Here is a 20,012-nt window from a genome sequence, read left to right as displayed (position 1 = left end):
GCGACACAGTGTATCTTCGTTCTCGTTAATCAGTCATCACTAAAAGGACGTTAATATGATCACCTTATATGGCATGCCCCGTAGCCGTGCATTACGAGTCGCTTGGGTGTTAGAAGAGTTAGACGCAGAATGGGCCTTTTCGTTTGTGGATATGAATAAGGGCGAGCACCGTAGTGCCGCGTTCTTAGCGCTCAATCCCTGCGGCAAAGTGCCAGTGTTAACCGACGATAATCTTGTATTGTCTGAGTCTGCGGCCATTTGCCTGTATCTGGCGGAGAAGTTTGGCAACTTGTTACCTGAAGCGGGCAGTGCGGGATCGGGTCTGCATCATCAATGGGTGAGCTTTATTATTACCGAACTCGAGCAGCCTCTATGGACCCTAGGTAAGCATAAATTTGCGCTGCCGGAAGCGCAGCGTCATCCTTCTATCATGCCCTGCGCTGTGTGGGAGTTTGATAAGGCGGCGGCCTTGGCTGAAGCTATGCTGCCCGATAGTGACTTTTTACTTGGCGACACCTTATCGGTTGCCGATATTCTGCTGGCGCATACACTGATGTGGGGCACCTTATTTGAGCAGCAGATCCCGCCTAAATTGGCGGCGTATCGCGATAGAATAGCGGCGCGTCCTTCGCGTAAATCGGCACTCGCCAAAATGGAAGCCGTGGCCAACGCAGCGCAGGCGTAATTGGCACTAAACGATAAAAAACAAAAGGGCAGAAGATTTACTTCTGCCCTTTTTGCTTAAGTCGTTTAGCGTTTATAGCTGAGTCGCCGCCCATTTGGCGCGGCTTTCACGGCTTTCGCTTAACCCATTTTGCTCTCGGAATGCCTTGTAGGCTTCGACATCGAGATTGACTAAGCTAACATCCACTTCGAGCACCAGTTTACATTCTTTCTTAATGCGCCATGCCGCCGTATTGTACAGCTCAGTTAACGGCAGCGAGCTTAAAAATTCAGGGTTATATTGGGTGTAAACGGCTTGGGTTGGATACACCACGAAGGCCAAGTGACGCTTAGGCTCTTTCTTAAATAAGGCTTCGATGCCGTCAGTGGTATTGAGCACTTGCATCTCGATAATATCATCGAGATCTAATAGCTTTTTCTGCGCCAGTTCAGGTGCCTGTGTTTCAGCATTTTCCCAGGCTAATACATCGGCTTCGCTGTGGTTGGTCAGTTGTCCTACTTGAGCCGCACTGAGGCTGAGTGATTGGCGTAAGTAGCTCATTTCGATGGCGTTCAAGCCAATATTTTTAGACATAATGCGGTTCTCAAGTTGATAAAAATAAAATCTTGGTAAAATCAGTATTTGTTTTTAAGCCAAATATCTTCGACCCATTCCCAGAAGGATTCCCAATAAATATCGGTAAAGTCACCGTTTTGCCAGAAGTGAACTTGGCCATCCTGATCGATACAGTAAAAGTCATCGCCCAATTGGCAGATGGCGATTAAGTCCCTTGGCAAGCCGATTGACCAAGCATAGCAGGTGACTTCGGGTAAATAGGTGTGTGAATAGGGATCGGCTGCAGTCACAGGCTCAATCGCGCCATAAATCACATCACTGGCATGGAGTAGGTATTCCTTTAATTCCCGTGGCAGCGGGATCAAAATCTGTTCCTCAACCTCCACTAACTGCTCGAATGTCGGTAACTCGAGTGGTACAGGCACGGTTTCGCTGCGTTCTTGGAGTTGCTCAATAATGTCGTGCATGGAATTTCCTTAAGGGTCGCCTTATGGCGCGGGATTATATAGGGAAACAAGGCTGGATGCGAGGGAAGGGCGGTGAGCTTGTAGTAGGGATAGTTCGGCTTTAGTTTGCGTATTTGCAGCAGTGACGCTTCGGGTTGAGTCTGGTGTTACGCCATAAAAAAGCGCTGGCATCTGTTTTCACAAATAGCCAGCGCAACAGTGGAAGTGGTACAGAGCTAAACGGTAAAGCGATTAAACAATTAAACAATTAAACAATTAAACAAACAGGTGATTAAGCTACTGAGTTAGTGAGCAGTAGTCCTTCATCGACGCGTTTATAGTTAAGCCAAGCTTTGTGATACAGCTTATGTGACTCTTGGTGCAGCTTAGCGATCTGCGCGGTTTCAAACTCACTTAACCCCCGTTGCTGTTTGATCGCGTTCGCCTCAATCTGTTGAACCTGTTCGTAAACCTTGTGTTCTGGGCCGCTTTTGATGTCGGCAATATCCTTAAGGTGTAATTGGACCTCAGCAATCATGCCGCTTTCGGGCAAACGTACCAGTAAGTTAAGGTCGCGATAACCTGAGGCTTTAGGCTCGGCGAAACGGTTTTTCTGTTTCACGACCTGAGCTTGCTCGCTTAAGGCGTAATAGCTTTGCATCAGCTCGGAGATACTGTTACTGACGATGCTGGCGCGGGCAAGGTCGGTGATCTGGCTTGCATCCCCATTAAATTTGGTGGCGACCTTCTCGGCGGCGCGTTGATAACTTTTTACGTCAGGCAAAATCACCTGCGCCTGTGAACTGGCGGCCACTGTCTGCAGCAGGCTTGCGAGTTCATTTTGGGCCGCGTGGGCATTGGAATATAAGTTGTCTAAACAGGCCGAAGCTTGACGTGGGGTGTCGAAGGTTTGAGTGTTTAGCGCATAAAGACCATGCAGATCATGGCTTTGAGCCTGTCTTGCACTGTAATTACCGCGTTCGGCTCTGCTGTCATTGATATCTAAAGGATTGGCTACGCCTGTGCGGGTCGATAATAAGAGTAGAAAGATAAAAAAGGTACGAAATAACTTATTCATAACGGCCTACTTCCTTATGGGAGTGATACACATCACTGGGATACCATAGGCTGGAGTGGCTTAATTAAAGCTGAATCAATAATGAAGACTTGTTCATTTTTGGGGCTCACATTTTTCGCGCCTAAAAAAATAGCGCCGCTCTTGTGAGCGGCGCTATTGGGTTTATTTACTACTGTCTTGAATTAATTTGGGATTACCAAATTTTCACGCGTTTCTCTGGTGCTATGTACATAGCATCACCTGGTTTCACATCATAGGTGGTGTAGAACTCAGGCATGTTAGATAGCGCACCCAGTGCACGGAATTCCGCTGGTGAGTGTGGATCTGTCGCTACGCGGTTACGCAGGGCTTCTTCTTTGGCTTTTGCACGCCAAATTTGCGTGAAGCCGATGAAGAAACGTTGGTCGCCAGTCAGACCGTCGATAACCGGTGCTTCTTTACCATTTAGCGACTTTTTGTACGCACGGTAAGCGATAGTCACGCCCGATAAGTCACCGATGTTTTCGCCTAAGGTCAGGCTGCCGTTCACGTGCAGATCGTCAAACACATAGTAACCATCGTATTGTGCGATCAACGCCTTACCACGGGCAGAGAATTCTTCTAAGTCTTTCTCTGTCCACCAGTCACGCATATTGCCTTCGCCGTCGAACTTAGCGCCTTGGTCGTCAAAACCATGGCCCATTTCGTGACCGATAACCGCACCGATACCACCGTAGTTGACGGCATCATCCGCTTCCATGTTGAAGAAAGGTGGTTGCAGAATTGCAGCTGGGAACACGATTTCGTTCATGGTTGGGTTGTAGTAGGCGTTAACCGTTTGTGGGGTCATGTGCCACTCGTCTTTATCGATTGGCGCGCCTAACTTAGCCAGTGACTTAGCGTGCTCAACTTCGCTTGCGCGAACCGCGTTACCAATCAAATCATCGGCTTTGATGGTCAGCTTGCTGTAATCTTCCCACTTATTTGGATAACCAATTTTAGGGTTGAATTTTGCTAATTTTTCAGCAGCAGCTTGCTTCGTTGTATCGCTCATCCAAGTCAGATCTTTGATGCTGTCACCGTAGGCGCCGCGCAGGTTTTCAACCAGTGCTTGCATGCGTTCTTTGGCTTCTGGTGCGAAGTGACGCTTCACGTACACTTTACCTACCACTTCACCTAATACGCCGTTGACTGCCGCAACACCGCGCTTCCAACGTGGCTCTTGTTCTTCTTGACCGTTCAGGGTTTTAGAGAAGAAGGCAAAGTTCTCGTTGTCTAACTCTTCGCTCAAGTTGCTTGCCGCGTGGGTCAGCACTTGCCATTGCATGTAGGTTTTCCAAGTGGCCAAATCGGTGGTTTTAAGCACTTCGTTCAGGCCTTGGATATAGCTTGGTTGGTTAACGATAATGTCGGTTTGCTTGTCTGCACCTAATGTCGTTAAGTAGCCTGTCCAGTCGATATCTGGCGCTAAGCTTGGCAGATCTTTAACTTGGTACAGGTTATAGGATTTAGTGCTGTCGCGGGTTTCAACCACATCCCAATGTTTAGCGGCAATCGCAGTTTCGAGTGCGAGGATAGATTCTGCGCTGGCTTTTGGATTGGCAAGACCGGCTAGAGTGAACATTTTTTCGATATGGGCAAGGTAAGCCTTACGAATATTAACGAAACGCTCTGACTCGTTAAAGTAGTAGTCTTTTTCTGGCAGGCTTAGGCCGTATTGATACAGGTGAGTCGCGTAACGGCTAGAGTTCTTTGCATCGATATCGATGTAGAAAGCCATTGGCGTACCCGCACCCATGATTTGGCTGTGGGCGAAGTATTTTACCAGCTCGTTTTTATCTTTTAAGGCGTTGATGGCATCAAACTCGCCTTTCAGTGGCGTCACGCCTAGCTTGTTTAGCGTTGCTGTGTCCATAAATGAACGGTAAAGGTCAGCCACTTTTTGCTCGTCAGTGCCTTCGACCAGATTTGGCGTTGCAGCGACTTCTTCGATAATGGCTTTAACGTCATCACGGGATTTTTCACGCAGATCGTAGAAGGCACCAATGCTAGTGCGATCGGCTGGGATCTCGGCTTTCTTCAGCCAAGCGCCGTTAACATATTCATAGAAGTCGTCCTGTGGACGCACTGATTTATCGAAGTTTTCAAATTCGATACCTGAACCTAATACTTTAGTCACAGCGGCAGCAGTGGCGGTTTTAGTGGTTTCTGGCGCTTTAACTTCAGCGGGTTTGTCATTACAGGCAGTGAGGCCCGCGATGAGTGAGGCACACAGTCCCCCAATGAGTACTTTTCTCATGTCGTTTCCTTCGAATTTGTTATTGTGCCCATCTCTGGGCCTGTTTAGCTGCAAAATGGGATTGCTTCAGGCGCAACGCTACGTATGTTAATGCTTTAGTGGGAATCTAAACAAGGTGATTACACTTTTTCAGCCGGATTTATTATCCGTCAGTTGTAACTAAAAATTACCATGGTTGAATTTGGCCTAAAAACCGCCAAACATACCGTACGCAAGCTCTGTCAAGTAAGTAAGCACTTATGTTTGCACTGCGTAACCGAGCACGCGTTTGGGTAATTTGATTGGCTAGGCTTTGCCCTTTCGTCCGTAGGGCCTCATAATACGGCGGTTTTCATTTATTGAAGTTGAGTCGTCCCGTGCGTTTAGACAAATTTATCTGTGAAAGTACCTCGCTTACCCGTTCTTTAGCGAAAAAAGCCCTGCACCGTGGTGACATCACCTGTGATGGGGCTGTGATTAAAGATGCTGGCTTTAAAGTGCTCGAGGGGATGCAAGTGTGCCTCGAAGGTGAGCCTATCTCCCTCCTCGGTGAGCGTTACCTGATGCTCAATAAACCCGTGGATACGATTTGCTCGACCATAGATGAAGTCTACCCTTCGGTATTGAGCCTATTGGATATTGAAAAGCCCGACACCTTACACATTGCCGGCCGTTTAGATGCCGATACCACGGGCCTAGTGTTGATCACGAGTGATGGTCAATGGTCGCATCGGATCACCTCGCCGAAAAAAGAATGTGGCAAGCGTTACTTAGTGACGTTAGCCGAGCCTGTGGATGAGAGTCTGATTGGCGTTTTTGCCGCTGGAGTGGAGCTGAGAAACGAAGACGGCCTAACAAAACCCGCAGTGCTTGAAATTATCGAGCCGCAGTTGGTGCGTTTAACCATTACCGAAGGTAAGTATCACCAAGTGAAGCGGATGTTTGCCGCCGTAGGCAATCATGTGGTTGGCTTACATCGAGAAAGCATTGGCAAAATTGAATTAGACGCAGAACTTGCCCTAGGCGAATGGCGTTATCTGACGAGCGAAGAAATCGCCTCGATTTAACACCGTTTGGCTAAAAAAATGCCGCTCCTGATGAGCGGCATTTTTATTGCTATTTTTTATCGCCAATTAGCGTTTTCTGATAAGGCTATTGTTTTTTCAGGATCAGATTACCGCTAATGGTATCCATCTTCACACTGGCGCTACCAGAGCCCGTTTGGAAGCTTAAGGATTCATTCGGCACGTATTTTTGTCTTTGTGGCACATCTTGGCTCAAGCCATTTTTGATTTTGCCGCCTGGGCCGCCATTGAGCTCGAAATTGGCATCGGGTGTATCAGCAAATGTCACAATAATATCGCCACTGACGCTCTCTAGATTGGCTTTATCGAAGCTTTTTGCCAGTGACACTTGAGTGTCGCCACTCACTGTGCGGACATTGACTTCTTTGGCGGTATTTAAGTCGGCTTTGATTTCCCCCGAAACCTGCTCGACTTTCACTTTATCGGCTAAGGTTTGGCTGTCGAGATCACCGCTCACTAAACGGTATTTGATTTCGCCTTTGCTTTGGGTGTCTTTAATCTCACCGGAGACGGTATCTAACATCACTTTACCCGCTAACCCCTTAGTGGTGATATCGCCTGACACAGTGTGCAATGTCGGTGTGCCATCCAGTGCCTCGGCGGTGATATTTCCGCTAACGGTATTGAGTTCGAGCTCGCCTTGAGTCTGGCTGATTTGCAGATTGGCTGAAATCGTATCGGCGTTCAGTTTGACGGTTTTAGGCACCTTAATGGTGAGTTTTGAGCCGTTATTGTCACTGCCGTTATAGTGGCGTGGCATTTTATCTTCGATATTCAGGTTGTTACCTTTTTGTTCAAAGACAAAGCCTTCGCTCAGCTCATCGAGAGTGCCCGTCACGCTGACTTCATTTTTATCCCAGCTTTGAATTTGCACTTCGCCCCGTTGGACTTTGATTTGCAGCAGGGTATCGCTGCTCATCGGCAACTGTTTATCCACACTTTCAGCGGCGAACACACTGCCCATAAGGCCAAAATAAAGCGTCGACACTAAGATACTGGTTTTCGTGAGGGTAAAATGGCTCATATGCTATTTCCTTGTGTTGAGTTTTGAATCGGAAGTTTTTGGCCTTGCTGTAGCAAATCGAGTTCACGTTGTTGCACCCAAAGCCAGAGTTGCCAAAGTTGTTTGTCGGTTGGATTAGCTTGTAACGCTTGATAAATCTGTTCGCCGGCACGGCGTAATTCCGCTAAGCCTTGCTCTAATGGCGCGCTAAAGCGACTGGTTTGCCAAGCCACAACCGTCGGGGTTTGTTCAAGGCTCGTCACTTGGGCTTGATGTGTCTGGGCAATTTGGCTAAGCAGAGTGTGCAGTGCTTGTTCATCATCCGCCGGTTGGCTGACGATTTGTTCAGGGAGCAACGTTTTTACCGGAGCTTGAGTGTAAAAACCGAAGAACACCGCCAGCACCACAGTTGCGGCAATCGCCCATTGCACGCCTTGCAGTCGCGGCGCTTGGCGAACCGCCGTTTGCGACGCCAATGGCTTATCCATACGTTTTTCTATGCCTTGCCAAAGATCCCGCTTGGGAGTTAATGCTTTGGGGGCATCATCAATCAACTGTTGGAGCTTGGCCTCGCGGGGATCGTTAGATAAGGACATTACAGCATCTCCTGTAGTAATTGCTTGGCTCTGTGGTACTGGGTCTTGCTGGTTCCCACCGCAATCCCAAGTAATTGCGCAATTTCTTCATGTTGATAGCCTTCAATGGCGCAGAGCACAAACACGATGCGCGCCCGCTCTGGCAGTTTGAGGATCAACTTGTCTAACCCTTGATAATGTTCATCCGCGCTTGAATGTTCTTCGTCACTCTCCATCGGTATAAAACGTGCCCAAAATGACTTTTGCTTACGGATAAAACTCAGTGCTTGATTCACACAAATGCTGTGTAACCAAGTGGAAAATTGGCTCTCCCCCCTAAACTGCGGCAATTTCTGCCAGACCAGAATAAAGCACTCTTGGGTGATTTCTTCCGCCTGAGAGGCTTGGCCGGATAACCGCAGTGATAGGGCATATACCCTTGGATGATGGTGTAAATACAGTTGCTTAAATGCGGCTCTATTCCCTTGGCTGGCCAAGGTGATGAGGTCAAATTCTGACATTGCATCGTTGAGTGGGAGTCTCCCTGCCGTCACTGTATTTTCCTGTCATCAAGGTGAATGGTTACTGATTGGACGCTTTGAAAAGCGCAAAAGGTTTGTATCCAATAAAAATATATTCAGTTTATTTTTAGATATTGCGTAACTCTTTGCGTTGTTGTAGTAAAATTAGTGGTGTATTTTGGCGCTAACTTTATGAAGTTATTAATTTTATACCAAATGGTATTCAGGTGTGATCGCTAATACAGCAGGATAAATCATTCGCGATATTCAGCCTAATACTGGTGTTGCAGTTAATGGTGATGGTGTGAAGAGGAGCATTGCTCGACCAGTGCACAATAAATAAAAGATAAACTTTGTATATCAGGGATATTTTGCTGTTAAAGGCCTAACTCCCAGCTATCTTTTTAAGAGATGTTATTTATTAGGGGCTTTATATGTTAATCCGCTCAAAGTTGTTACTCAGTGCCGCTGTATCCGTGACGGCCTTGATTGCCATGTTTGGATTGCAGCTTCATTCTAATTCGGTTGAGTCGGAACTCTCCCACGCCGCGCAAACCGTTCTCGAGCTAGAACGAGACGTTTTGCTACTGCGTAAAAATGAAAAGGACTTCTTTGGTCGAAAAGATATTCAATATGTTGAAAAGCATAAAGAAGTACATGCAAAGATTGATGAGTTAGTCCCGAGTCTCGAGAGTATTTTTAAAAAATACAAGGTTTCCACTGCGTCACTCGAAAGCTTTGATCGTAACCTCAATCAGTATCAAGTCGCCTTCAACGAAGTCGTTCAGCTCCAACAAGAAATTGGTTTAACCCCTAAAACGGGTCTCTACGGCACCCTAAGAACGGCAGTGCATAATGTCGAGTCCATGTTGAAGGAATACGACCAGTTATCCCTCGAAGTCGCCATGTTGCAGCTACGCCGCAACGAAAAAGACTTTATGCTGCGCCGCGAGATGAGCTATGTCGAGACCTTCGACGCTAACATCGCCAAGTTCAATGCTAGCCTCAGAGCATCGAGTTTAGACACGGATACCCAAAATAAAATTGCGGCCTTAATTGAGCAATATCAAAAGGATTTTAAGAGCTTAGTTAATAAAGAGCAGCAACTGGGTCTCAGTGAAAAAGATGGCACCATGGCAAAATTGATCGCCGCGAATAAGTTGACCGAAGCCAGTGCCGACGAGTTGCATAATCTTGCGTTAAAAGCCATCGATGATACTGAAAGCAGCAGCGTGAATATCGGGATTTTGGTCTTCGTGGTTATCGCCCTGATCCTTGCTGTGATTACCTACCTCATCATCCGCAGTATTATCACCCCAGTTGAGCGTATCACTCAGGTGATTTCACGTATCGAGGTCAGCAAGGATTTAACCCTCAGATGCGATGCCTCGACCCAGGATGAGCTGGGTGAAATTGCTCAGCATTTCAACAGCATGGTGGGAAGCTTCCAGCAGCTTATCGAGCAGGTTATTGACTCAGTCGCCACGATTAACACCTCCTGTAAGAGTGTGTCAGAGAACGCTATGCTCGCGTCCGAAGGCGTTGCACAGCAGCTTAATGAAACCGATATGGTGGCGACGGCGATTACCGAAATGGGCGCGACCATTGATGAAATTGCTAAAACTACCGAGCTTGCAGCCCTCAAAGCGGGTAAAACCCATGATAACGCCCAATTAGGGCAAACTGAGGTTGAGCAAACCATCCTTAAGATCAGACAACTGTCAGATCAGATTAACAGCAGCGCCTCTGTGGTGGATGAGCTCGAGCGTGACAGTGAAACCATTGGTAGCGTGCTCGATGTGATCCGTGGCATTGCGGAGCAAACCAACTTACTGGCACTCAATGCGGCGATTGAGGCTGCTCGCGCGGGTGAGCAAGGCCGTGGTTTTGCCGTGGTTGCCGACGAAGTACGCAGTCTGGCGATGCGAACTCAGACATCGACACAGGAAATTGCCAACATTATTCAAACCCTGCAAAGTCGAACCCGCGCCATAGTGCAATTAATGGATGCGAGCCAAAAGCAAGGCGCCGAGAGTGCCGAGCAGGCCGCAGCGGCGGGAGAGTTGCTGAAGCTTATCAATACCGATGTGCATAATATTATGGATATGAGCACACAGATTGCCGCAGCGATTGAAGAGCAGAGCATGGTTGCCGCCGAAGTGAATAAGAACGTGGTCGTTATCCGTGATATTGCTGAGGATTCTTCTCGGGCTGCCGATGCCAATGCATCGGCTTCGGATGAACTTAAATCCCGCGCCGAATATCTGGTCAGTGCTGTGAGTCACTTTAAGATCTAGTCGCACTTTTGTCAGTCAGAAACGCACCTTAGGGTGCGTTTTTTTATGGCGAAGTTAAGCGCTGAGGTTTGCCTTAAGATGGCTGCGTGAGTGAATTAACGTGAATAGCTCTAAATGAAAACTGCGATAAAACCCACCAACAAAAAACGCACCCTAAGGTGCGTTTTTTATGCAAAGCGCCGCGATTAGTGGCTGAACATTGCAGAGATAGACTCTTCGTTGCTGACGCGGCGAATGGCTTCTGCCAATACGGCCGACATCGTCAGTTGAGTCACTTTAGCCACTTTAAGCATTTCAGGGCTTAAAGGTACAGTATCGGTCACGATAACTTCATCGATCACTGAGTTTTCGATATTTTCAGCCGCTTTGCCAGAGAATACTGGGTGAGTCGCGTAAGCAAATACGCGGTTTGCACCGTGTTCTTTTAAGGCTTCAGCCGCTTTACACAGAGTGCCGCCTGTGTCGATCATATCGTCAACGATAATGCAGTCACGGCCTTGAACGTCACCAATGATGTGCATCACTTGCGCTACGTTTGCCTGTGGACGACGCTTATCGATAATGGCCAGATCAGAATCATCTAATAGTTTTGCCACTGCACGAGCGCGGACAACACCACCGATATCTGGAGAAACAACCACTGGGTTATCTAATTTCTTCGCCAGCATATCTTCGAGCAGCACAGGGCTACCGAACACGTTGTCTACTGGTACGTCGAAGAAGCCTTGAATTTGCTCTGCGTGTAAATCACAGGTCAGAACGCGGTCAACACCGACGCTTGACAGGAAGTCAGCAACAACTTTTGCAGTAATAGGTACACGTGCGCTACGTACGCGACGGTCTTGACGAGCATAACCAAAGTAAGGAATAACGGCAGTGATACGACCGGCTGATGCACGGCGTAGCGCGTCAACCATAACGATAAGTTCCATTAGGTTATCGTTGGTTGGGGCGCAGGTGGATTGGATGATAAACACATCGGCACCACGTACATTTTCGTTAATTTGGACACTGATTTCACCATCGCTGAAACGACCAACCACTGCGTCTCCGAGTTTACAAAATAGACGATCGGCTATCTTCTTAGCGAGACTGGGGGTGGCGTTCCCAGCAAAGAGCTTGATGTCGGGCACTGTATGAACCTCAGGCGTTTGCTTTATATTTTAGTGGCTAGAGCAACGACGATGCGGGGACGGGAGCGGAACCCGTGGGCTATCGTAAAAAGTTGCTCTAGAAGAAAGTAGTTTATGGATGATTGAGTCGCACTATGAGCGGCGAAATATTCATCCCTTTTGCAACAAATCCTTGCATATCAGACGGTAATTTCGCCAAGGCTGCGAGAGCTTGCTGCTGCGAAGAAAACTCCCCAAACACGCATGCGCCCGTTCCGGTCATTCTCGACGGCGCATATTCTAGCAGCCAGCCTAAGGCCTTGGCAACTTGAGGGTATTTGGAAACGACTAGATCTTGGCAATCATTTGCCCAAGGTTGGCTCATTAACGTGTCGATGCCAAGCTTAGGTGTATTGCGGGGTAGCAAAGGATCTTGAAACACAGCTGCGGTGGAAACATGGGCATCGGGCGCTATCACTAAATACCAAAATTCAGTGGGCGTCACCGCCTGTAAACGTTCGCCAACGCCTTCGGCAAATGCCGCGAAACCGCGAATAAAAACAGGGATATCGGCACCGAGTTTTAAACCAATTGTGGCTAATTCATCGTTAGATAATTGGGTGTTCCACAACTGATTTAACGCCACGAGTGTGGTGGCCGCATCGGAGGAGCCGCCGCCTAAACCGCCGCCCATGGGTAAACATTTTTCAAGCCAGATTTCGGCGCCGCCGGGATAGCCTGTTGCTTGCTGTAATGATTTTGCGGCTCGCAGAATTAAGTTATCGCTATCCGCGACAACGGACGACATGTCCGAGTGCAATATCAGCTCAGGCGTCTGCGTCACCCTAAAGTCGAGTAGATCGCAACAATCGATAAATTGAAACAGGGTTTGCAACTCATGGTAACCGTCGGCGCGGCGTCCGTTGATATGCAGAAACAGATTTAATTTGGCGGGCGCGGGCCAATTGCGCGAAATCTCATTCGACATGCTAAGGTTTTTCTCCGAGCATTATTGAGGGTTTACCTAAGGCTTGCCATTGATTGAGTTGCAGCTTGAGCTGTAAATCACCACGTTCAAGCTTTAACTGATAGGGTACCTCGGCACCGCTTTGGGATTGCCAACTTAAAAATGTGACGGCCCAAGGCGGCAAGGTTTGCGAGTTTTGAATTTGTTTGGTTTTGCCATTGCTATCGACGGCAAGCACACGGTCTAAAGCGCCGACTTGGCCTGTGATCCAAAGGGGTAAGTCGTTAATCGGGATGGACCAGCCGCTGACTCGCTCGAGTAGTGCTTGGGCGTTGCTATCACGAAAATCTTTGCCATCGACATGCAGATGAGCAGAGTTAGGCGTAGCATCCAAGGTCAACACTGTGGTGCCGAGCATAGTGGTGAGGGTGAGCTCGTCTCGCTCCTCACTGTGGCGCCAATAGAGATTGGCACTGAGCTTATCCTGCGGTGTGCGGATAGCGAGTTTCCCCTGTAATTCCCACGCCTTGGCTTGCGCGGCATTGTCAACCGTTATAGGGCTGAGATCTGTCGTTGGTGGCAGGGTCTCACAGCCGCCTAAAAACAATAGGCCGCTCAAGGCGATACAAGAGAAAATGGATTTTGTGAAGCGCTTCAAATTATTCATCTATAACTGATATACCAAAGTCCTTATGATACGAGGGCTTGTAAAGAATACCAATGCCAATCGTAAAATTTCCATTGGCGGTCACTTGGGATAACTTCGGTCGCGATAATCTGCATTTGTCTATCATTGATAGAAAATTTAGGTAAGAAGTTAGACCTTTATTCGGTTTTGTTAAGCGTATTCTGTTTTTAGTTGGGCCAATTCAGTAGAATGCCCTTATTAAGAGAGACGCCAAGAGTCTAGAAAAGAGTCAGATGAGCCTTGTAGCAATCGGTATTAACCATAAAACAGCCACGGTAGACCTGCGTGAGAAAGTTGCCTTCTCTCCGGACAAAATTCATGATGCCATGAAGAGTCTGGCCAGTCGTACACGCTCGGGTGAAGCCGTTATCGTCTCGACCTGTAATCGCACTGAATTGTATTGTAACAATGGCGATGAGGCCGACATCATTGAGTGGCTTGAAGAATATCACGGCCTAGATCATCAAGATGTAGCGCCGTGCCTCTACAATTACCACGGTCAAGCGGCGGTAAAGCATTTAATGCGCGTAGCCTCCGGTCTCGACTCGCTGATCTTAGGTGAGCCGCAAATTCTGGGGCAGGTTAAGCAGGCTTTTGTGAAAGCTAAAGAAGCGGGTACCGTTGCGCTGACCATTGACCGCTTGTTCCAAAATACCTTCTCCGTGGCGAAAAAAGTGCGTACCGAAACCGAAATCGGTGCCGCGGCTGTCTCGGTGGCCTTTGCCGCAGTGAGCATGGCAAAACATATCTTCTCTTCGCTGTCGACCACTAAGGTGCTGTTAATTGGCGCCGGTGAAACCATTGAGCTGGTGGCTAAACATCTTAAGGATAACGGTGTTGCTTCTATGGTCGTGGCAAACCGTACTCTTGAACGTGCCCAAAGCATGTGTGAAGAGTTTAATGCCACGGCAATTACGTTGGCACAGATACCAGATTTTCTCCCTAAAGCCGATATCGTGATATCCTCTACCGCCAGCCCGCTACCAATCCTTGGTAAAGGCATGGTAGAAAAAGCGCTAAAGCAGCGTCGCCATCAACCTATGTTATTGGTTGATATAGCAGTTCCCCGGGATATTGAGCCGGAAGTCGCCGATTTGGACGATGCGTTTCTGTATACAGTGGACGACCTGCATAGCATTATTGAACAGAATAAGGCTTCCCGTAAGGAGGCCGCCGAGCAAGCTGAATTAATTACTGAAGAACAATCCTACCTCTTTATGGATTGGGTGCGTTCTTTAGAGTCGGTCGACAGTATTCGCGAGTATCGCAGCCAAAGCATGGCGATAAAGGATGAGTTAGTGGAACGCGCCCTGAATAAATTAGCGCAGGGGGGCGACACTGAGCAGGTATTGATTGAACTAGCCAATCGCCTGACTAATAGACTCATTCACGCACCAACCCAAGCCCTCACAGTGGCGAGTCGTCAGGGTGATTTGAATACCTTAGGTCAGTTAAGAACAGCGCTCGGATTAGATAAAAACTAAGGTTAGCGAGTTAAATGAAGGAATCCGTTATCCGCAAGCTGGAAGGCTTGCTCGAGCGCAATGAAGAAGTCTTAGCTTTGCTTGGTGATGCGTCCGTTATCGCCGATCAGGAGCGTTTTCGCGCGTTATCCAAAGAATATTCTCAGTTAGAAGAAGTGGTTGCAGGCTTTAAAGCCTACCAGCAAGCACAGGCGGATCTCGAGTCTGCCAAGGAAATGCTGGAAGAAGATGACGCTGAAATGCGCGAAATGGCGCAGGAAGAAATCAAGGCGGCTAAAGCTGAACTCGAGCGTCTCGAAGCCGAGCTGCAAATTCTGTTATTACCAAAAGATCCTAACGACGATACCAACGCCTTTATCGAAATTCGTGCCGGTGCGGGTGGCGACGAAGCCGCAATCTTCGCGGGTGATCTGTTCCGTATGTATAGCCGTTATGCCGAAGCCAACCGTTGGCAGCTCGAGATCATGAGCTCGAACGAAGGCGAACACGGTGGCTTTAAAGAAATCATCGTTAAAGTCAGTGGTGAAGGTGCCTACGGTAAACTCAAGTTTGAATCCGGCGGTCACCGTGTTCAACGTGTGCCTGAAACTGAATCTCAAGGCCGTGTACACACTTCTGCCGTAACTGTAGTAGTCATGCACGAAGTGCCTGAAGCGGAAGCGATTTCAATCAACCCAGCCGATCTGAAGGTCGATACCTTCCGTTCATCGGGCGCCGGTGGTCAGCACGTTAACAAAACCGATTCTGCTATTCGTATTACCCACATTCCAACTGGGATTGTGGTGGAATGTCAGGACCAACGTTCACAGCATAAAAACCGTGCTCAAGCGATGAGCGTGTTAGCGGCGCGTATCCAAGCCGTTGAAGACGAAAAGCGCCGCAGCGCTGAAGAGTCGACTCGCCGTAGTCTGGTGGCCAGTGGTGATCGCTCCGAGCGTGTGCGTACCTATAACTTCCCGCAAGGCCGCGTGAGTGAACACCGTATCAACTTAACCTTATATCGCTTAAACGAAGTGATGGAAGGCGACTTAGATGCGATTTTAGGACCGCTGATGCAAGAGCATCAGGCCGACCTATTAGCCGCTCTGGCTGATGAGCAGGGGTAATTTTGGCTGATCAATCGAGTATCGCCGAGGCCCTGCAATGGGCCTACGTACAGCTAGCGCCTACCTCTGAATCCGCCCATCTGGATGCAGAGGTTTTTCTGCTGTATTGCCTCAATAAAAACCGTGCATTTCTCTACACTTGGCCAGAAAAAGCCTTAACGGTGGAGCAGTGGAAACGTTTCCAGCAAATGGTGCAACGTCGCCAGCAGGGCGTACCCGTGGCGCATATTGTGGGTGAGCGTGAGTTTTGGTCACTGCCGTTTATCGTGAATGACACCACGTTAATTCCCCGCCCTGATACCGAAATCTTAGTCGAAACTGCCTTAAACTTGCCCCTTGAGAGCAATGCTAAGGTGCTCGATTTAGGGACTGGAACCGGTGCAATTGCGCTGGCGCTGGCTTCTGAGCGGGCGACTTGGCAAATCACTGCCGTCGATAAGGTGGAAGATGCGGTGGCCTTGGCCAAGGCTAACCGAACTAACCTTAAGCTCGAGCAGGTTGAGATCCTCCAGAGTGACTGGTTTAGTGCTATTAAGGCCCACGACTTTGATTTAATTGTCTCAAATCCGCCTTACATTGATGAGGCCGATGAGCATTTACATCAAGGGGATGTGCGTTTCGAGCCACAAAGTGCGCTCACCGCCGCTGATGAGGGCTTTGCCGATCTTTACTACATCGCCAAAACCGCTCGGGATTATTTAAAGCCCAACGGCTATATTCTGCTCGAGCATGGTTTTGAGCAGGCGGTAAAGCTTAGAGAAAAACTGACCGAGCTGGGTTATCAGAATGTCGCAACCGTGCGGGATTTTGGCAGCAACGACAGATGTACTATGGGTAAGTGGATGGGCTTGATTGGCATTTAAAATTTAATCTAGTCCTGCCAAGCACTAAAACAACGCCATTGATTATTTATCAATGGCGTTTTTATTTGTGTATCGGTTGAAATGCTTCGCTTTCGGCAAGTGCCCAGCCGAATATCTTCAAAATCAGTTTTAAGCTTAGGGACAAGCTATAACACTTTGACCATAAAAAATTTACTGCCGGTTTCGGGATAGGCTTGTTGTACCCATTGCACGCGATATCCGTGGCGCTCATAGAAAGGTTTGGCTTGAAAATCTAAGGTATCGAGCAGGACAAATTGGCAGCCGCGTTGTTTGGCTTTGCTTTCGGCCTCGAGTAATAAGCGTGAGCCGATGTTTTGCTGGCGTAATGCGGCATCGACCCAAAGGTAGTCAATCAATAGCCAATTACCAAAGGTTTTGCCGCTTAAGCCCGCGAGCAAGCTGCCATCCTCATCCTGTAATTTTAATCCTAGGTTTTGGCGTTTCAGTGTTTGCCAGTGCAGTTGATTAAATTCGACAATTTTTTGCTTTACTGCATCGGCAAATTCGGCGGACTCATCGTCAATTATCATTAAATTCATTGTGGTTTCCTGCAAACTGAGGGACGGGGTTTAGTCTGTGAATCTCGCGCGTTAGGCATTGGTCTGGCGTTATGATTAGGGTAAACTAGCGCCTTTGTCACTGGCCATAAGTATCACAATGGAAACTTTTTACAGTCTTTATCCTGCTGTTAAGCACCTGCATTTAACCTTAATTGCCGTGAGTGTGTTGTTTTTTGTCGTTCGTTTTGTGTTGCACTTACGTCAGTCAGCACTGATGGGCAAGAAAGTATTCAAAATCGCGCCCCATGTTATCGACACTTTTTTACTGCTGTCGGGCTTAACTCTGTGCTTTATGATCAAGCAATATCCTTTTGTGGACCCTTGGTTGACCGAAAAGATTGGCGCCGTGCTCGCGTATATTGCCTTGGGCGTGATTGCGATAAAAGCGAACAGAAACAAATTGTTCAAAGTTTTTGCCTTTTTAGGTGCATTAGGTTGGTTAGTTTACGCCGCCAAATTGGCGCATTTTAAACAAGCGGTATTATTGGGTTAATGGGTAAATACAATCTGCAAGATGGCATTTCTTTGCCCGAGTCGGCATTGGATGTAGGTGCTCACCTTGGATTTTCAAACCTCGAAGCGGCGAAATGGGCTTGGTTTGAATTGGCGGGAGCCGTATTAAGTCATTACCTGGTGGATCAACAGCAACGCTTAAATGCGTTGCTGCATTGGTTTTATGAGGACTTGGGTTTTTGTGTCCGCGACAATTACTTCAGTACCGAAGCGGCGGACTTAGGCACTTGCCTTATCACTAAACAGGGCAATAGCACCACACTGTCGACGGTTTTGATGCTACTGGCCAAGCAGCTCGATTTAGAGCTCGAAGCCTTACTCTTACCGGGTAATACCGTGCTTCGCAGTCATGTTGCTGGTGTTGTGCGTTATCACGACCCACTGACGGGCAAAGAGCTAACGAAACACCAACTCCATGTGTTAGTGCGCGGTGAGCTGGGTAACGCGGCTGAACTTAAGCCAAGCTACTTAAAGGCTGCGTCGGTGAAGAAGCTGATTTCACGCATGCTGCATGAGCTTAAGGCGGGGTGTATCGTGTCGCATCAATTTGAGGCGGCGATGGAATGTTGCAACTTACTGCTACAGTGGCACCCAGATGATGTGCACCTAAATCGGGAGCGCGCCTTTATCGCCCAGCAACTGGGGTGTATCAATGTCGCGGCGGCCGATCTGCAACACTTTGTCGATAACAGCCCGCATGATCCTGTTATCGAAATTGTCAAAATGCAGCTCAAAGAGCTCAGTGAACACGCTGAAATCTATCACTAAATCTTAAAGGAGAGCCTAGCAGGCTCTCCTTGTTTTTCTAAAAAACAACAATAAATCGGGCGAATGGGAAGTTTGCCCACTAACTGCAAACGGCAGTTTTTAGCATAAATACAATAACAACTGTACCAAACAGGGAGAATACACATGGCAAGCACGGCATTAGTCACCAATGACGCGGTGGCGCTGGGAATATTGGCAACGATTCTGGGATTTGTGTTTTATACCAGTAGTAGTAGCCATCCATTTTGGCAAAAGTTTTACCGTTTTATCCCAGCGTTATTACTCTGCTATTTCTTGCCATCGTTGTTGAATACCTTTGGGGTGATCGATGGTGGCACATCGCAGCTTTACTATGTGGCCTCGCGTTATCTATTGCCCGCCTGTTTGGTGCTACTGATTTTAAGTGTGGATTTAAAAGCCATCTTAGGACTAGGGCCTAAGGCGGTGATCATGTTTTTAACTGGGACTGTCGGTATTGTGATTGGCGGGCCGATTGCACTGCTCGTGGTGTCCTTTATCGAACCCTCATTGATTGGTGTCGATAGTCCTGATGCTGTGTGGCGTGGCATGACGACCCTCGCGGGGAGCTGGATTGGCGGCGGTGCCAACCAAGCTGCGATGAAGGAAATTTATGAAGTGGGCGGCAATATCTTCTCCGTGATGGTGACAGTCGATGTGATTGTGGCCAATATTTGGATGGCGGTATTGTTGTTTATGGCGTCAAAAGCCAAAGAAATCGATGCCAAGACAGGTGCAGATACCACAGCAATTGAGACCTTAAAGAACAAGGTTGAGCAGTATCATGCTGAAAATGCACGTATTCCAAGCCTGCGTGATTTGATGCTGATTGTGGCCGTCGGTTTTGGCATCACGGGCGTGGCCCATATTGCCGCCGATTTCCTCGGCCCTTATTTTGAGGCCAACTATCCTTGGACTGAGGATTACAGCTTAACCTCTAAGTTCTTCTGGCTAGTGGTGATTGTGACCACCATAGGTTTAGCCATGTCCTTTAGCCCTATGCGCCATTTAGAGGCGGCGGGGGCTTCTAAGGTGGCGTCGGCATTCTTGTATATTTTGGTGGCGACCATTGGTTTACATATGGATGTAAGCAAGGTCCTTGATACGCCGCTATATTTTTTAGTGGGCATTATTTGGATGATAGTGCACGCTGGTTTTATGTTATTGATTGCTAAGTTAATTAAGGCTCCTTTGTTTTATATGGCCGTGGGCAGTCAGGCAAACGTAGGTGGAGCGGCATCGGCGCCAGTTGTGGCGGCGGCGTTCCACCCAGCTTTAGCCCCTGTTGGGGTATTGTTAGCCGTATTTGGTTATGCGCTAGGCACTTATATGGCGTGGCTCTGCGGTCAGTTACTGCAAGCCGTCGCGGTATAGTTGCCTTAGCTCCTGTTCAGCGCTGGTAAGGTTCCA

The 20,012-nt window shown here is 48.1% G+C and carries 20 protein-coding genes; 9 read left to right on the top strand and 11 right to left on the bottom strand.

All coding sequences use genetic code 11. The annotated features are described in order from the left end of the window. The first annotated feature begins 55 nt into the window (after positions 1–55). Positions 56–685 carry a glutathione S-transferase family protein gene (locus CF168_RS16990; protein WP_089068433.1) on the top strand — a complete coding sequence of 210 codons (630 nt, stop codon included), beginning with the start codon at positions 56–58 and terminating at the stop codon, positions 683–685. 72 nt (positions 686–757) lie between these two features. Here the strand turns inward: CF168_RS16990 and CF168_RS16985 are convergent, their stop codons facing one another. The 4 genes from CF168_RS16985 to CF168_RS16970 all read right to left on the bottom strand — a co-directional run bounded on the left by CF168_RS16985 (position 758) and on the right by CF168_RS16970 (position 5,042). Then, positions 758–1,258, bottom strand: a complete 501-nt coding sequence (locus CF168_RS16985; RefSeq protein ID WP_011623924.1) for a DUF4447 family protein — start codon at positions 1,256–1,258, stop codon at positions 758–760. 41 nt (positions 1,259–1,299) lie between these two features. Then, a complete protein-coding gene (locus tag CF168_RS16980; RefSeq protein WP_089068432.1) occupies positions 1,300–1,707 on the bottom strand; it encodes an SMI1/KNR4 family protein in 408 nt (135 codons plus the stop codon). 271 nt (positions 1,708–1,978) lie between these two features. Then, positions 1,979–2,764, bottom strand: coding sequence for a RelA/SpoT domain-containing protein (locus CF168_RS16975; protein WP_089068431.1), 786 nt, complete (start codon positions 2,762–2,764; stop codon positions 1,979–1,981). Between the two features lie 193 nt (positions 2,765–2,957). Then, positions 2,958–5,042 (bottom strand): M13 family metallopeptidase, encoded by a 2,085-nt coding sequence (locus tag CF168_RS16970; RefSeq protein WP_089068430.1) that lies wholly within the window; start codon positions 5,040–5,042, stop codon positions 2,958–2,960. A 338-nt stretch (positions 5,043–5,380) separates the two neighbouring features. On the opposite strand from CF168_RS16970, the gene rsuA reads away from it, so the two are divergent. Beyond that, entirely contained in the window at positions 5,381–6,088 is a 708-nt protein-coding gene (rsuA, locus tag CF168_RS16965; RefSeq protein WP_167373666.1) for a 16S rRNA pseudouridine(516) synthase RsuA, read from the top strand. Positions 6,089–6,173: 85 nt separating this feature from the next. Here the strand turns inward: rsuA and CF168_RS16960 are convergent, their stop codons facing one another. From CF168_RS16960 to CF168_RS16950, 3 genes are read right to left on the bottom strand one after another with little or no spacing between them, the layout of a single operon-like run. After that, positions 6,174–7,130: a DUF4097 family beta strand repeat-containing protein gene (locus tag CF168_RS16960; RefSeq protein WP_088211050.1), complete on the bottom strand. Its 957-nt coding sequence runs from the start codon at positions 7,128–7,130 to the stop codon at positions 6,174–6,176. After that, positions 7,127–7,705, bottom strand: a complete 579-nt coding sequence (locus CF168_RS16955) for an anti-sigma factor (protein ID WP_088211049.1) — start codon at positions 7,703–7,705, stop codon at positions 7,127–7,129. Before CF168_RS16955 ends, CF168_RS16960 begins: the two co-directional genes overlap by 4 nt. After that, positions 7,705–8,238, bottom strand: a complete 534-nt coding sequence (locus CF168_RS16950) for an RNA polymerase sigma factor (protein ID WP_089068429.1) — start codon at positions 8,236–8,238, stop codon at positions 7,705–7,707. Before CF168_RS16950 ends, CF168_RS16955 begins: the two co-directional genes overlap by 1 nt. A gap of 401 nt (positions 8,239–8,639) precedes the next feature. Between CF168_RS16950 and CF168_RS16945 the strand changes: the two genes are divergently transcribed. Continuing rightward, positions 8,640–10,502, top strand: a complete 1,863-nt coding sequence (locus tag CF168_RS16945) for a methyl-accepting chemotaxis protein (RefSeq protein ID WP_089068428.1) — start codon at positions 8,640–8,642, stop codon at positions 10,500–10,502. Between the two features lie 185 nt (positions 10,503–10,687). Here CF168_RS16945 and CF168_RS16940 read toward each other — a convergent pair whose 3' ends face one another. From CF168_RS16940 to lolB, 3 genes are all read right to left on the bottom strand, one after another. Beyond that, positions 10,688–11,635, bottom strand: coding sequence for a ribose-phosphate pyrophosphokinase (locus tag CF168_RS16940; RefSeq protein ID WP_011623915.1), 948 nt, complete (start codon positions 11,633–11,635; stop codon positions 10,688–10,690). A 112-nt stretch (positions 11,636–11,747) separates the two neighbouring features. Further along, positions 11,748–12,602 carry a 4-(cytidine 5'-diphospho)-2-C-methyl-D-erythritol kinase gene (gene ispE / locus CF168_RS16935; RefSeq protein WP_089068427.1) on the bottom strand — a complete coding sequence of 285 codons (855 nt, stop codon included), beginning with the start codon at positions 12,600–12,602 and terminating at the stop codon, positions 11,748–11,750. Between the two features lies 1 nt (position 12,603). Continuing rightward, entirely contained in the window at positions 12,604–13,248 is a 645-nt protein-coding gene (gene lolB / locus CF168_RS16930) for a lipoprotein insertase outer membrane protein LolB (protein WP_089068426.1), read from the bottom strand. 254 nt (positions 13,249–13,502) lie between these two features. Here lolB and hemA point away from each other — a divergent pair, with 254 nt between their 5' ends. Genes hemA through prmC form a run of 3 tightly spaced genes read left to right on the top strand, consistent with a single transcriptional unit; the run spans position 13,503 to position 16,722 of the window. Continuing rightward, positions 13,503–14,753: a glutamyl-tRNA reductase gene (gene hemA, locus CF168_RS16925; protein WP_011625266.1), complete on the top strand. Its 1,251-nt coding sequence runs from the start codon at positions 13,503–13,505 to the stop codon at positions 14,751–14,753. A 14-nt stretch (positions 14,754–14,767) separates the two neighbouring features. Beyond that, entirely contained in the window at positions 14,768–15,859 is a 1,092-nt protein-coding gene (prfA, locus tag CF168_RS16920) for a peptide chain release factor 1 (protein WP_011715925.1), read from the top strand. A 2-nt stretch (positions 15,860–15,861) separates the two neighbouring features. Further along, the gene (gene prmC, locus CF168_RS16915) at positions 15,862–16,722 is read left to right on the top strand and encodes a peptide chain release factor N(5)-glutamine methyltransferase (protein WP_011715926.1); all 861 of its coding nucleotides are present in this window, start codon (positions 15,862–15,864) and stop codon (positions 16,720–16,722) included. A 146-nt stretch (positions 16,723–16,868) separates the two neighbouring features. On the opposite strand, the gene CF168_RS16910 is transcribed toward prmC, so the two are convergent. Continuing rightward, positions 16,869–17,282, bottom strand: coding sequence for a GNAT family N-acetyltransferase (locus CF168_RS16910; RefSeq protein ID WP_089068425.1), 414 nt, complete (start codon positions 17,280–17,282; stop codon positions 16,869–16,871). Positions 17,283–17,400: 118 nt separating this feature from the next. Here CF168_RS16910 and CF168_RS16905 point away from each other — a divergent pair, with 118 nt between their 5' ends. The 3 genes from CF168_RS16905 to CF168_RS16895 all read left to right on the top strand — a co-directional run bounded on the left by CF168_RS16905 (position 17,401) and on the right by CF168_RS16895 (position 19,976). Continuing rightward, positions 17,401–17,796, top strand: coding sequence for a SirB2 family protein (locus CF168_RS16905; RefSeq protein WP_011623908.1), 396 nt, complete (start codon positions 17,401–17,403; stop codon positions 17,794–17,796). Further along, the gene (locus tag CF168_RS16900) at positions 17,796–18,584 is read left to right on the top strand and encodes a tetratricopeptide repeat protein (RefSeq protein WP_089068424.1); all 789 of its coding nucleotides are present in this window, start codon (positions 17,796–17,798) and stop codon (positions 18,582–18,584) included. The genes CF168_RS16905 and CF168_RS16900 overlap by 1 nt, the downstream gene beginning before the upstream one ends. A gap of 144 nt (positions 18,585–18,728) precedes the next feature. Then, a complete protein-coding gene (locus CF168_RS16895) occupies positions 18,729–19,976 on the top strand; it encodes a DUF819 domain-containing protein (protein ID WP_011623906.1) in 1,248 nt (415 codons plus the stop codon). Positions 19,977–20,012: the final 36 nt, after the last annotated feature.

It is taken from the genome of Shewanella bicestrii (assembly GCF_002216875.1).
Taxonomy (GTDB): Bacteria; Pseudomonadota; Gammaproteobacteria; order Enterobacterales; family Shewanellaceae; genus Shewanella; species Shewanella seohaensis.
This window is presented reverse-complemented; position numbering and strand designations above follow the sequence as displayed.

Excerpts from the sequence above, each read along its gene's own strand:
- CF168_RS16955 (WP_088211049.1), bottom strand. The coding sequence starts at position 7,705 with ATGTCCTTATCTAACGATCCCCGCGAGGCCAAGCTCCAACAGTTGATT.
- CF168_RS16910 (WP_089068425.1), bottom strand. The coding sequence starts at position 17,282 with ATGAATTTAATGATAATTGACGATGAGTCCGCCGAATTTGCCGATGCA.
- CF168_RS16990 (WP_089068433.1), top strand. The coding sequence starts at position 56 with ATGATCACCTTATATGGCATGCCCCGTAGCCGTGCATTACGAGTCGCT.
- CF168_RS16960 (WP_088211050.1), bottom strand. The coding sequence starts at position 7,130 with ATGAGCCATTTTACCCTCACGAAAACCAGTATCTTAGTGTCGACGCTT.
- CF168_RS16905 (WP_011623908.1), top strand. The coding sequence starts at position 17,401 with ATGGAAACTTTTTACAGTCTTTATCCTGCTGTTAAGCACCTGCATTTA.
- CF168_RS16975 (WP_089068431.1), bottom strand. The coding sequence starts at position 2,764 with ATGAATAAGTTATTTCGTACCTTTTTTATCTTTCTACTCTTATTATCG.
- hemA (WP_011625266.1), top strand. The coding sequence starts at position 13,503 with ATGAGCCTTGTAGCAATCGGTATTAACCATAAAACAGCCACGGTAGAC.
- lolB (WP_089068426.1), bottom strand. The coding sequence starts at position 13,248 with ATGAATAATTTGAAGCGCTTCACAAAATCCATTTTCTCTTGTATCGCC.
- ispE (WP_089068427.1), bottom strand. The coding sequence starts at position 12,602 with ATGTCGAATGAGATTTCGCGCAATTGGCCCGCGCCCGCCAAATTAAAT.
- CF168_RS16985 (WP_011623924.1), bottom strand. The coding sequence starts at position 1,258 with ATGTCTAAAAATATTGGCTTGAACGCCATCGAAATGAGCTACTTACGC.
- CF168_RS16970 (WP_089068430.1), bottom strand. The coding sequence starts at position 5,042 with ATGAGAAAAGTACTCATTGGGGGACTGTGTGCCTCACTCATCGCGGGC.
- prfA (WP_011715925.1), top strand. The coding sequence starts at position 14,768 with ATGAAGGAATCCGTTATCCGCAAGCTGGAAGGCTTGCTCGAGCGCAAT.
- CF168_RS16900 (WP_089068424.1), top strand. The coding sequence starts at position 17,796 with ATGGGTAAATACAATCTGCAAGATGGCATTTCTTTGCCCGAGTCGGCA.
- CF168_RS16945 (WP_089068428.1), top strand. The coding sequence starts at position 8,640 with ATGTTAATCCGCTCAAAGTTGTTACTCAGTGCCGCTGTATCCGTGACG.
- CF168_RS16980 (WP_089068432.1), bottom strand. The coding sequence starts at position 1,707 with ATGCACGACATTATTGAGCAACTCCAAGAACGCAGCGAAACCGTGCCT.
- CF168_RS16895 (WP_011623906.1), top strand. The coding sequence starts at position 18,729 with ATGGCAAGCACGGCATTAGTCACCAATGACGCGGTGGCGCTGGGAATA.